The 13,050-nt window shown below is 37.9% G+C and carries 9 protein-coding genes; 3 read left to right on the forward strand and 6 right to left on the reverse strand.

Annotation, left to right across the window (positions count from 1 at the left end; genetic code table 11):
* Positions 1–75 precede the first annotated feature (75 nt).
* The 5 genes from CWC11_RS17595 to CWC11_RS17615 form a co-directional block, all read right to left on the reverse strand.
* Positions 76–405, reverse strand: coding sequence for a hypothetical protein (locus tag CWC11_RS17595; RefSeq protein ID WP_138683729.1), 330 nt, complete (start codon positions 403–405; stop codon positions 76–78).
* 67 nt (positions 406–472) lie between these two features.
* Positions 473–1,177: a tRNA (adenosine(37)-N6)-threonylcarbamoyltransferase complex dimerization subunit type 1 TsaB gene (gene tsaB / locus CWC11_RS17600; protein ID WP_138683730.1), complete on the reverse strand. Its 705-nt coding sequence runs from the start codon at positions 1,175–1,177 to the stop codon at positions 473–475.
* A gap of 9 nt (positions 1,178–1,186) precedes the next feature.
* Complete coding sequence (yoaA, locus tag CWC11_RS17605; protein ID WP_058550301.1) at positions 1,187–3,103, reverse strand: DNA repair helicase YoaA; 1,917 nt, start codon at positions 3,101–3,103, stop codon at positions 1,187–1,189.
* Between the two features lie 163 nt (positions 3,104–3,266).
* Positions 3,267–5,126: a M20/M25/M40 family metallo-hydrolase gene (locus tag CWC11_RS17610; protein WP_138683731.1), complete on the reverse strand. Its 1,860-nt coding sequence runs from the start codon at positions 5,124–5,126 to the stop codon at positions 3,267–3,269.
* 64 nt (positions 5,127–5,190) lie between these two features.
* Positions 5,191–7,377 carry a M4 family metallopeptidase gene (locus CWC11_RS17615; RefSeq protein WP_138683732.1) on the reverse strand — a complete coding sequence of 729 codons (2,187 nt, stop codon included), beginning with the start codon at positions 7,375–7,377 and terminating at the stop codon, positions 5,191–5,193.
* A gap of 601 nt (positions 7,378–7,978) precedes the next feature.
* Between CWC11_RS17615 and CWC11_RS17620 the strand changes: the two genes are divergently transcribed.
* Positions 7,979–9,262 carry a cation:proton antiporter gene (locus CWC11_RS17620; RefSeq protein ID WP_138683733.1) on the forward strand — a complete coding sequence of 428 codons (1,284 nt, stop codon included), beginning with the start codon at positions 7,979–7,981 and terminating at the stop codon, positions 9,260–9,262.
* Positions 9,263–9,520: 258 nt separating this feature from the next.
* A complete protein-coding gene (locus tag CWC11_RS17625) occupies positions 9,521–11,386 on the forward strand; it encodes a cytochrome c/FTR1 family iron permease (protein WP_249330763.1) in 1,866 nt (621 codons plus the stop codon).
* 79 nt (positions 11,387–11,465) lie between these two features.
* On the opposite strand, the gene CWC11_RS17630 is transcribed toward CWC11_RS17625, so the two are convergent.
* A complete protein-coding gene (locus tag CWC11_RS17630) occupies positions 11,466–11,714 on the reverse strand; it encodes a hypothetical protein (RefSeq protein WP_138683734.1) in 249 nt (82 codons plus the stop codon).
* Between the two features lie 435 nt (positions 11,715–12,149).
* Here CWC11_RS17630 and hisG point away from each other — a divergent pair, with 435 nt between their 5' ends.
* Entirely contained in the window at positions 12,150–13,049 is a 900-nt protein-coding gene (gene hisG, locus CWC11_RS17635; RefSeq protein ID WP_138683735.1) for an ATP phosphoribosyltransferase, read from the forward strand.
* The last annotated feature ends 1 nt before the right edge of the window (position 13,050 follow it).

Below are 13,050 nucleotides of genomic sequence, written 5' to 3' on the forward strand. Positions count from 1 at the left end.
ACACATTTCAGGACAAGACATAACACTAAACGCAAAAGCCCGAACTCCTGTTCGGGCTTTTTGTTTTTAAAGGCTTTAAGCGTATATATCTACGCCTATTAAGTCTTGCACTTCTGCTCTGCGTTCTAAATTAGCAAACTCTGTATAAGTAGAAATTGCTTTGCTTACTTGTGCAGTTGGTTGGTCGTAAATTGTTTGGCTGAACTGTGTAGTACTCGCGCTGGCTTTAAAAAACTCATTTGCGCGCTCTACACCTTCTTTACTGCTTTTTACATAATCTGTGTTTGTTTTTTGCGTTGTATTTTGATCAACAACACTTTGAGGTTTATTAGTGACAACACTTTTTGAGCTTACTCTACCAGGAATATCTCCAGCAAAAAAACCTGAACCAATGGGCAATGTCATAAACAAGCTCCAAACTTAAACATAGCTAAAATTATGATTTAAAATTAAACAATTTGCAAACTTAAGCCTATTCGCGACCTGGTAGCTTTTTCCATGTAACCGTATCTCGTACATATTTTGGTTGAGCATCGCTTGCTTTAACACCATTACCAGCTATAAATTCTGCATCAACAAGGGCGAGCATAAAGCGTGCATCTGGTAGAGTAATATCACTATTAATAGAAACGCTATCAAAATTATTAAGCGCATCTGGGTAAGTTTTAAAACCAGTGCCTACAGCTACATAGTTTTGCTCGTTATCTGAAATATAATCGGCGTTTAAAAGTGCAGGCTTGATCACACATTCTTGATTAACAAGCTGCATTAAATTGTTGTTTACTTGGTACTGAGCAAAGTAAATTTCACCCATTCGAGCATCAATAGCTGGGTATACATTAGCGCTGCCATTTTGTTCAAAAGCTTGCTGCGCCATAATCGCAAGTGTAGACACCCCAACTAATGGCAAGTTAGTTGAATAAGCTAACCCTTGTGCAATGGCAACACTTATACGCACGCCAGTAAAACTACCAGGCCCTTGGCCAAAACCAATGACATCTAAGTCTTTTAATTTACAGTTAGCTTTACTTAGTAGCTCATCTATAAGCGGAAGAATTTTTTGGCTATGCTGCTGTGGGCATTCTTCAAAATGATGAAATGTTTGTCCCTTTACATGTAAAACAATTGAAAGCGCTTCTGTTGAAGCATCAAGGGCAAGAATATTACTTTTGATCATTTTAGTACTCTAATTAATTTGTTTTAAAAATGTATTGGCGTCTTCTAAGCTTCGCGTGCGGCGCATAGGCGGTAAGCTTTTTAAAAATACTTGGCCATATTGGCGTGTTACTAATCGATTATCGCATATTACTAATACGCCTTTGTCTTTATTATCGCGTATTAAACGCCCTACACCTTGCTTGAGTGCAATAACTGCTTGTGGAAGCTGAATATGTGCAAATGGGTCTTTACCTTGCATTTGGCAATCTTGCATTTTAGCTTGCAATAAAGGGTCATCTGGTGCGGCAAACGGTAACTTATCAATAATAACACAGCTTAAAGTGCTACCACGTACATCCACGCCTTCCCAAAAAGAAGCGGTGCCAAGCAATACGGCATTGCCGTGTCGGGTAAACTTTTCAAGTATAATACGTTTAGACATTTGCCCTTGCATATACACTGGGTAATCGATTTGCGTGGTTAAGCCCTCGGCAACCAAGTGCATCATTCTATAACTTGTAAAGAGCACAAAGCAGCGACCTTTAGCCGACTTGATAAGCTCAAGTGTTAGCCTCACAATCGCATGAGGCATATTGTCTGCATGTGACTCAGGTAAATACCGTGGTAAACATAATAGCGCTTGGTTTGGATAGTCAAATGGGCTATCTACCATCATACTTTGCTTGGGCTTTAGCCCTAAACTTGCATTAAAATGCTCAAGCTTATTATCTACAGATAGCGTAGCTGAGGTAAACACAAAGCCCGCACCAGTATCTTCCATCATTTTAGCAAATTTAGCTGATACATTTAACGGTGTAATATTAACGGTTAAATAGCGCCTTGTGGTTTCGTACCAGTAACTAAACCCTGTTTGAGCTGTATCAAAAACACGCTCTAACTGACCTTTAAAGGCAAGTGCTCGCTCAAACGGGTGTTCTATTTTATCACTGCGCTCTAAGCATAATTTTAATACTTGGTACACAAAGTCTAAATCACTTATTACTCTGTGCAGTGCTGCACATATTAATTTATCACTAAGCTTTTCGCGCCAGTCACCACGGCTGCCATCAACACCAAACTGTAAACGTAAATCAGCTACACTCGTTTCAAGTTTATTTAAGCTTTTACCCAATTGCAGCATATCAGGGATTTCAGCTCGGTAAATTGCACGTAAATCGTTAATTAAATCAACCAGCTTTTTAGTACTTATACTTTCGCCAAAGTAATCACTCGCAATTTCACTTAACTGATGGGCTTCGTCAAATATGTAAGCATCCGCAGTGGGCATAAGCTCAGCAAAACCAGAGTCTTTTACTGCCATGTCTGCAAAAAATAAATGATGGTTTATAACGACTACATCTGCTTCGGCTGCATTTAAACGCGCTTTACGTATATAACAACTTTGAAAGTCGGGACATTCTTTACCTAAACAGTTATCGGCGGTTGAGTTTACATAAGGCAACACTTTGGCGTCTTCTTCAATACCAATACAATCGGCTAAATCACCCGACTGAGTTTCGCTTGCAAACTTTGCAACCATGGCCAGTTGATGCATTACATCAGAGTCATCTGTGGGTACGTGTGCAACATGCTGATTTAATCGATAGGTACATAAGTAATTGGCACGCCCTTTTAGTAAAGCCGTTTTTTTAGAGGCGCTTAACGCTTTAACAAGTTGAGGTAAATCACGGTGGTAAAGCTGTTCTTGCAGGGCTTTTGACCCCGTTGAAATAATGGTTTTACCTTTTGATTTTAGTGCGGGTGCTAAATATGCAAATGTTTTACCCGTACCAGTACCGGCTTCTACCACTAGTTGGGTGCTATTTTTTAATGCATCTGCAACAGCTACGGCCATATCAATTTGAGGCTGGCGAGGTGTATAACCCTCAAGCGATAACGCCAATGGTCCGGTTTCACTAAACAGCTGTTTGATAATACCAATCACTTTAAAATAAATAATAGCGGGATTTTACGTAAGCTATACATCAAGGGCAAGTATTTAAGTAAGCAGCGCAAGTACAAAATAAGGGAGCATAGCTCCCATTAATTAAATCCACCTCTATTTAGCAATCTAATATTTATATTGGTAAGCTATTTGAGGGGGCATTTCATTGCGCAGTAATATTTAATGTAATATTACTTGCAGCACTGTACCCTTTTAAATCTATATGCCACTTACCACCTTGAGGATTAGAAATACTGCATTTTTCACTATTGCCATTTTTGTAAGGCCTACACATATAAACTTGCTCGGATGATTGACTATTAAAATTTACATACAAATCAGCATCACCTGAGCCACCGGCTATGCTTATATCTAAAGAAGAATGCCCAGCTTTTAATTCTTGTGTAAACCTAACCCACTGGCCTGAAGCAACACTAATATTTTCTTCAATGCGGTTAACTGGCTCAAAGTTATCTTCTTCAGTATAACTTGCTATGAGCGATACATTAGCTATGTCACTCCAAGCCTCCACCATCACGTAATAAACTCCCGCTTGAGTGTTCAAAATATCACAGCTTTCATTGCTAGATGAGGTTGCACTTTTACAATCGTAACTATCAAGTGTTGGCGAAGAGTTATATTTCACATATAAATCAGCATCGCCACTGCCACCAGCGGTGGAAAAGTTTAAATTACTAATATTATTTGCTACTTGTAGCGTGTAAAAAAGTTGCTCTTTTGCATTAGCGGCTATACCTGTTACTGCTACCCCGTTTTGTAACTCATTATTATTTACTGGAGGTGTTTCACCAGCATTTTTAGCCATTTCAGCTAAATAACTAACGGCTAACTTTGCAAATTTACTTGCGTGTTCAGCATCAAAAGCTGCATCATTTTCGCTATGTATTAACGGGTTTATATCAGCCATTTTTGACTCAAACGGTATCGATGCTGAAAAGCCTTGTTGATACCACGAGGCATGATCAGAACAACCATAACCACATTGATCAAATCCATAAGTAACCGCAGGTAAGTATGTATCAATTAACTGGCCTAAATACTGATTTTGTGAATTAGTAGTGTAATCTGTCATCATAACAATATCTCCACTGCTACCATTGTTACCGGTCATATCAAATTGCACCATACCAATCACATTTTTACCTTGTGATTTATACGCTGTAGCAATCTCCTTTGAACCTCTAAGACCCACTTCCTCAGCAGCAAAAGCCATAATTTTAATCGTTCTTTGCGGTTTATAATTCTGCTCTACCACAGCACGAAGTGCCTCAGTTAAAACCGCAATGCCTGATGCATTATCATCAGCACCGGGTGAACGCCCATTGCTTGGGTTTGACTGATTAATAGAATCTAGATGACCACCAATAATTACAATTTCGTCTGCTTTTTCATTGCCGTTAATAGTTACAATAACCGATGACTGAGACCAACTATGTGTAAAATAATCAACTGAAATATCATTTCTAGCACTTGCAAGTTGCTGCCAATAACCTTTTAACCATTGGGCTGCATCTACACCAGTTTGAGATGAATAGTAACGGTTATAAAAATTACTTAATGTATTAACCGTATTTGTTAGATTAATCTCGCTTACACGATTTATTAGCGCTTGGACTGTTTGTGAATTATCTATGGTGTAGCTAGTTGAAATATTGGCAAGTTGATTTTGAACAGAAGCTAATTGCTGCGTATATTGCTGTGCTTCACTTAGTGAGCTATGCGCAACAAATCCACCACAACGGTTGTAATTGTGATGCATAAACTCACTCAATTGAGTGACGTTTTTCTGATCAATTTTCATTAAGTTTACCGAATCCATATTTGTATTCTGTACGCTTAATAATTGTTCCTTTTGTATAAATGTTTTTTGGGCTTGTTGATAATGTTTTGCAGCAACCGGGTCAATACTAACCCAAATGCTTTCATTATTTTGAGCATATAATGTCGACGATGTTAAGAGAGTAGATGCGCATAATAGGGAAGTATAAATAGAACCTTTCATAAGTATTCCTTGTTATTAAATACAACTTTGAAAGAAAGGGAGCGAGAGCTCCCTTAAAGTAGGTTTAATTTGCTGAAATACTAAGCGTTACACCACTTGCAGAACTGTAACCGCGTAAGTCTATATACCAAGTGCCCGCTTGTGGAGCATCAAAGGTACAACTTTCACTATTACCATTTTTATATGGGCGACAAAGATATGTACCCGTACTTGATGCTGTTCCATAATTTACATACAAATCAGCATCACCACTTCCACCAGATATAGAAACATCAAGTGACGAATAACCTTCATTTAATGTTTGTGTAAACCGCGTCCACGCTCCCGTAGCAACACTCACATTAGTTTCTGTTACATTGATAGGAGTAACATCCCCCCCATTACTGCCATCAAAGCTACCTGTTAAAGAAACACCAGAAATTGCATTCCATGCCTCTACCATTACATAGTAAGTTCCGCTTTGAACATTACTAATTGAACAGCTCTCAGTACTTGATGAAGTGGTACTTTTACAATCAAAGTTATTTAACGTTGGTTTTGATCCAAATTGTACATAAAGATCAGCATCGCCTGATCCACCATTGGTATTAAACACTAAATTACTTGCTCCAGCAGGAACCTCTAACGTAAAAAACAGTTGCTCTTTAGAAGAACCACTTATGCCAGTACGAGTTACGCCATTAGTTAAAGCTTCATCATTAGTTGGAGGAGGTGTTGAACTACACGTGCTACCTGAACTTAAATTAGAGCTTACCCCCACAGCACTTAGCGCTGCTTGTACATCACTTGGGTCATAGTTTAAATCACAAGCAGCATCCATAACGCCATTACCTGCTAAATCCCAATCTGTACTTGCGCTCCAATAAAGCTGATTAGCTCTAGTCATTACAATAAATGCTTTTTTTGTATCCCAACCGGGTGTTGTAGCTAAATTATAAAAAGCTTTATTAAATACACCAGAGCTATGATGTACGTCCATCCCAGAATAATAACTTGATTGATTATCTATCGAATTACCATCTTGCGTTGGATTATTCATGTAGCGAAGCGCACCATTGCCTTTAAATATGTCTTGGCCGACTAGCCAATCATTAGTGCCTTTCATATAAAATTCGGCAGCTTCACCCGCCATATCAGAAAAGGCTTCATTTAAACCGCCCGATTTTCCACTGTAAACTAAGCCAGAGTTTTGTTCAGTAAATCCATGGCTTACCTCATGAGCAGACACGTCTAAACTAACAAGTGGATAAAACGTATTTTGGCCATCGCCAAATGTCATTGCACTTCCATCCCAAAATGCATTTTCATAATTGCTAGAATAATGAACGCGCATCTTTAACTGAAAACTTAACGGGGGCGAACCAATCCAATCGTTATACATATTAAAAATTACATTACCAAAATAATGCGCATCATTGAGTGGAGAATAAGCACCATTTATTTCTTTAAATGTATTTTCAGGACAAGTAAAAGAATATGCAGACGTACCACTTGTACCACCGTTGAGGTTTATGGTGCGCACATTAGTGTTGTTCATTGTACAGTTATTGCCTGACTGAGTAACATCTAAACTATCAAAGTCAGTACCATATATGTATTTCCCTGTTTTTAAATTTCCGCCAGGACCTGTAGCCTCTGCATGTTGAAGATTGTCAAAGCTAAGCAGTACTTCGCCAGAGTTAGCATCAATAATTTGATAGGGTCTAGAAGGCGATTTACCATAGGTGACATACGACACCTCATAAACCAAGTGCGCTTTACTTTGCTGATCTACCCAAATAGCTAATCTAGATTTTTCATTATGTTTTTTTAAGCCCATTGTTTTTGCTGCAATACCCACATTTTGGCTTTGGAGCATGGCCTGTTTAGCTGATAATTTAGCACTAACATCGCTTATATCACCTTCAATGTCATACACTGCCGCGCCATGCGCTTTTTTTAGCATGCCGTTCTTAAATGTTAAGCTTAGTGTGTCCCCTATCACGGGCAATCCTTGATAAGTTTGTTGATACCGGCGGGTTACTTCACCGTTGCTGCTCGTAAACTCTTTTAATACAACTAATTCGTTCCTTACACTCAACCCAATCAATTCTTGAGGACTTGTAGATAATATTGATGCAGAGTTAGATTGCACCATAGTATTTATAGCCGGTTGTTGATTTAGGTATTTCTTATTCGCAGCTACTGCATCTGTTGCTTGAACAAAAGTTAAAGCAGCAAAAGTTGCTAATGTGATTTTTGATAAATTCACGTTTACGCTCCGTTAAAATATTTAGTTTGTAGTGGAATTGTATTAACCGGAACTACCTGTACCCGATTAAGGATCAAGCATATGTTACAAATTAAAGTTTTAAAAATTAAACATTTAATTTACAAATAAAGTATTAGTTTGAAATTTAAACTATTTAATTACAGTAAGTTACTAATTTAGAGACAAGCGACTAAATAATCATTTTTACAATTTGTAAACATATATTTACTTAAAATTCCATTGGCTTATATTTCAAAAAGGATTAGAAAAACTCGAGGAAGATTAAAAGCAGCTGGTAAAAACAAAAATAGTGTTTATTTTTTGATTAACATTAGCGCTTTCAAGCGATATTAAAAGGGGTATTTAGAGCAATGTTTTATATTGGTTTAGACAACTACCTGCACCAAGTAACCTAGTATTAAAAAATACATTACAACACGTAACAACAGAAATTATACATTAACTAAATGTCCTACAAGACATAATAAATATAGCTAATCAAACCATAAAGACTGTGACACAGATAAAGCACAGGAGTACTATATGCCGGGTTTATACTCCCCTTTTTTGTGTGTCGTTTAAAAAATAGTAAGGTTAGCCAATGAATGCTTGGTATCTCATTTGTTTTCTCTCTGCCATTGCAATTTTTATTGCTTTTGCAAACCAATATATCCTCAAAATGCAAACTACAATTGCCATTACAACTGGCTCAGTTGTTATTTCTTTATTATTGATTATTGCCGTTAAATTATTAGGCGATCAAAATGCGTTAGCCATGACCCAAATCGTCTCTAGTATTAATTTTAATGAGTTGTTACTCAAAGGTATGCTCGGATTTTTACTTTATGCTGGCGCACTGGAAATTAACCTTATGGCGCTTCGTAAACAGCGCTGGGAAATTACCGCATTAGTACTATTTTCTACTATTGCTTCAACTTTTATAGTGGGTTATCTAAGTTTTTATCTGTTCGCCTTATTTGGCTTTGATGTACCATTTATATACTGTTTATTGTTTGGTGCACTTATTAGCCCAACAGATCCTATTGCCGTATTGGCTATTATTAAACAAATGCGCGCACCAGAGGGTATATCGGTGCAAGTTGAAGGCGAGTCTTTATTTAACGACGGTATTGGTTTAGTAATATTTACGACCATTTTCTCGGTTGCTTTTTATGGCACAGATGCACAGTTTGGCGATATAGCAGAGCTCTTTTTTGTAGATGCCCTAGGCGGTATTGCGTTTGGTTTAGTGATTGCTTTAGTGGGTCACTTTTTAATTATAAATAGCCGCGATGTAAATATTCGTTTATTGATCACGTTAACTATTCCTACTGCAGGCTTTGCTGCTGCAAATATTTGGGAAATATCTGGTGCACTCGCTATGGTAACGAGCGGCATATTAATGGGTAATATTACTCGCACTAAAGCAACAGAGCGCACAGGCCCAGAAGATACACGCTACGTAAAAGACTTTTGGCATGCAACCGACAGCTTTTTAAACGCACTTTTATTTTTAATAATCGGCATGTTAATAGTCACAATGCCTATCACCTTTGAAGAGATTGGCTTAGGTTTGTTAATGGTACCTGCAGTATTACTCGCTCGCTTTATAAGTGTAGGAACCCCTTTTATATTTTTCAAACGATTTAGAGCCTATGATAAACACAGCGTAAAAATATTGACGTGGGGTGGCCTTCGTGGAGGGCTAGCACTTGCAATGGCAGCGGCAATTCCTCGCGATCAAGTGTGTATTGGTGGCTCAGACTTACACAACCTACTTGTTATTATTACCTACGTTGTAGTTATATTTTCTATTATTGTGCAAGGTTTAACTATTTCACCGCTTATTCAAAGTAGTATTAAATCGGCTGAGAAAACTAAATAACACTAATTTTAAACACAGCGAATAAAGCTTTAGCGCCTTTATTCGCTGTTATTTAAGTGTTGCAAAAGCGCTTAAAACTTTTACTAATTGTTATACTTTTAACCAATAGCCACGCTTTAGTTCAATCCACTTGAAATGTAAATGAAAACGATTATAATTTTGACTTTTCCTCTTCAGGGCTTTTCAATGTCCATAAATAATTCTCACGTATTTTTTAAATTATTGTCGTTAAGTAAAAGACAGTTTAATTTCATTTTCATGGTTTTAATTATCACTGTTGTGAGCTTCAATGCTTTGGCTTCAGAAAGTGAACAAACAAAAATTAAGCAAATTGCTCAACTTTCTGAATATGTAGGGGTAGATTACGTTGCCGCTGTAGGTAATGGAGAAATACTGGACCCTGATGAATATCAAGAAATGAGCGAGTTTTCACACGTTATTCTTGAGCAAGCAAGTCAGCTTTCAAGTCAAACAACTAAATTTGATACCGTAAAAGTACAAGCAAAAGCCTTGCATACAGCGATTTCTAATAAAGCGAGTGTAGAAGATGTACGAAAGGCGAGTTCTTCACTTCGCGAATCACTACTTACTTTTATGCCTCAGTTATCTTTACCAACAACACTTCTGCCAATCGAGCAAACTAAAGCTCTCTTTGCTGCTAATTGTTCTATGTGCCATGGCTCAAGTGGGCAAGGTAACGGCCCGCTTGCTAAAAACCTAACACCAGAACCAACCAATTTTACTGACAAGGAGCGCGCGACCAACCGATCATTAATGGGATTATTTGATGCTGTATCAAATGGTATTAACGATACACCTATGGTTGCTTTTACACAGTTTAATGAGCAGCAGCGTTGGTCATTAGCCTTTTATGTAGGAAGCTTAGCATTTAAAGATATGCAAAAACCCGAAGGGACTTTTGAAAGTGTTACAGCTTCACAAATTGTAAACCTAAACCCTGCACAATTATCTGCAGGTCAAAGTGAATCGCAAGCACACTACGTTAATTGGCTTCGTGGTAATCCAGATCAATTATTTAGCGCTAACAAGAACCCGATAACGGTAACCCGTACGCAATTACTTGCAGCGCAAGCCGCACATGCTAAAGGCAATTACTCTCAGGCGAGTGACTTAGCAATTAGCGCATACCTAGATGGCTTTGAGCTTGTTGAAAATAACTTAAATGCTTACGACGAAACTTTGCGTAAAAACATCGAAGTACAACTGATGAACCTGCGTCAAACCTTCAAAAACGAGAAAGATGCTACCATCGTTAACGAAAAAGTAAGTGCGGCGCTAGCACAACTTGCTAAAGCCGATAGCATGTTGAACGAAACCAAACTAACTGATGGTGCACTCCTCTCAGCAAGTTTAGTTATATTGCTACGCGAAGGCTTAGAAGCACTATTAGTTGTTATTGCGCTCATGACTGTACTTATAAAAACGCAGCGCCAAGATGCGCTTAAATACGTTCATATAGGCTGGGTTATGGCACTCATTGCTGGTGGATTAACATGGGCAGTAGCGCAAACATTAATACAAATAAGTGGTGCAAGCCGCGAAGTTATGGAAGGTGCAGGCGCCCTATTTGCAGCTATTATTTTGCTATATGTTGGCGTGTGGATGCATAGTAAAACCAGTGCACAACAATGGCAAAAATACATAAAAGACAATATTAATAAGCGTCTTGAGTCGGGGACATTATGGGGATTAGCAGGGCTTTCTTTTATTGCCGTATACCGTGAAGTTTTCGAAACGGTATTATTTTATCAGTCGTTATTAACGCAAAGCTCACAAGCGCAGTATTCATCGGTGGCTATTGGATTTGCATTGGGTGTCGCTTTATTAGCGCTTATTGCATGGGTGTTAGTCAAATATTCGATTAAGTTACCTATTGCAAAGTTTTTCGCTTATACCACGTACTTATTATTTGCACTTGCCTTTGTATTAATGGGTAAAGCTGTAATTGCATTACAAGAGGCCGATATAGTCGCTATTAGTTCAATGCCGATAAACTTTGATATTGCATTACTTGGTTTAAAATCTACGTGGCAAGGTTTTATAGCGCAAATTGCTGTTGTAGCCATATTTAGCTTTTACATTATTAAAGCTAAAAAACACTAACAAATATATTAGCCGTAAAGAACAACATGCCCATAATAGTAAAAAGTCATTCATGGCTTTTTACTATTATTAATTCAGATCACGCCCACGTATCTAAATGTTTATTCCCTTCATCATCTACGGTAATCGCTTTTTCATTATCGGTGTTTACGCTTTTGTTGCCCTGAGCTGTTTCTAATCGTTTTTTATTTAGCGTTTGCTTTTTTTCATTTTCCAGCTTAATTTTTTGTGTTTGCGGCGTATTTTGCACACCTGCAATGTGAAAAGCGCCTTTTGGCTCGAGTTCGAGTCGTGATATTTTCCCTAAAAAAGGGATCATTATATCCATACATTTCTCCCTAACGTTAATTTACTAAATTAGATAAAACGGCCAATAAGGCCTGGTTTGTCTACATTTTAAACATTAAAACAGCAAAAAGTGAGGTTTTGCTTTCAATATTATCGACCGTTATAAGATATGCTTTAATTAGGTAAAAAAAAACTTGCCTTAACAAGGCGGTTTATGTTTTTATGAATGCGAAATTTATTGAAACAGATTAAAGCTTAACGCTCACTAAATAGCGCTAAGCAAAATAGGATATAAAAATGCGTTTAAACCTGACAACAGTACATCATCACCACCATTCACCGGAATAACCTGTCAGGTCTTTCGCTGAGAGGTTATTCCTAAAAGGAACCTCTGGCGATTCAAAAAACATTGATTCATTTTCGCCCTGAGGTTCCCCTCGGGGTTTTTAGTTTTTAAATTAAAGGAAAATGAATAATGAGTAACTCAAATCGTCTACGTATCGCCATCCAAAAAGGCGGCCGCCTATCTAAAGATTGTCAAGATCTGTTAAAACAGTTAGGTGTTAAACTTAACCTTCGTGAACAACGCTTAATTGCACACTCAACTAATATGCCAATTGACGTACTACGTGTGCGCGATGACGATATTCCTGGTTTAGTAATGGACGGTGTATGTGATTTAGGTATTGTGGGCGAAAACGTACTAGTAGAAGTTCAAGCAGAACGTGAACGTCAAGGTGTTCCAAGCGAAGTAAACAAACTTTCAAAACTAGATTTTGGTTACTGTCGTCTTGCACTTGCATGGCCACAAGAGCTAGGCGCTCGCGATAAGAGCTGGTTTGAAGGCAAACGTATTGCAACTACCTACCCAGAAATTTTAACTCAGTGGTTAAAGCGTGAAGGCATTAATGCAAGTACTGTAATGCTTACAGGTTCAGTAGAAGTTGCCCCTCGTGCAGGTCTTTCTGATGCAATTTGTGATTTAGTTTCAACCGGTGCAACACTTGAAGCGAACGGCTTAATTCAAGGTGATACAATTTTAGAATCAAACGCCTGTTTAATTCAAAATAAAGACCTTCAAGATGAAGACAAATTAGCGCTAATCAATAAGCTTATGCCGCGCCTTCGTGGTGTTAAACAAGCAAAAGAAAGCAAATACATTATGCTACACGCGCCAAAAACTAAACTTGATGAAATTTGCGAAATTTTACCAGGCTCAGGCCAACCTACTCTACTTGCACTTGCTGGTAATGAAGAGTATGTAGCGCTTCACATGGTAAGCAGCGAAACATTATTTTGGGAAACAATGGAGCAGCTTAAAGCCCTAGGCGCTAACTCTATTTTAGTAATGCCAATTGAAAAAATGATGGAGTAAG

The sequence above is a fragment of the Pseudoalteromonas sp. S3178 genome (assembly GCF_005886985.1).
Lineage (GTDB): Bacteria > Pseudomonadota > Gammaproteobacteria > Enterobacterales > Alteromonadaceae > Pseudoalteromonas > Pseudoalteromonas carrageenovora.

What these genes read in the sequence shown, in the direction of transcription:
- CWC11_RS17595 (WP_138683729.1), bottom strand. Translation starts at nt 405, where the DNA reads ATGACATTGCCCATTGGTTCAGGTTTTTTTGCTGGAGATATTCCTGGT.
- tsaB (WP_138683730.1), bottom strand. Translation starts at nt 1,177, where the DNA reads ATGATCAAAAGTAATATTCTTGCCCTTGATGCTTCAACAGAAGCGCTT.
- CWC11_RS17610 (WP_138683731.1), bottom strand. Translation starts at nt 5,126, where the DNA reads ATGAAAGGTTCTATTTATACTTCCCTATTATGCGCATCTACTCTCTTA.
- CWC11_RS17620 (WP_138683733.1), top strand. Translation starts at nt 7,979, where the DNA reads ATGAATGCTTGGTATCTCATTTGTTTTCTCTCTGCCATTGCAATTTTT.
- CWC11_RS17625 (WP_249330763.1), top strand. Translation starts at nt 9,521, where the DNA reads ATGGTTTTAATTATCACTGTTGTGAGCTTCAATGCTTTGGCTTCAGAA.
- CWC11_RS17630 (WP_138683734.1), bottom strand. Translation starts at nt 11,714, where the DNA reads ATGGATATAATGATCCCTTTTTTAGGGAAAATATCACGACTCGAACTC.
- hisG (WP_138683735.1), top strand. Translation starts at nt 12,150, where the DNA reads ATGAGTAACTCAAATCGTCTACGTATCGCCATCCAAAAAGGCGGCCGC.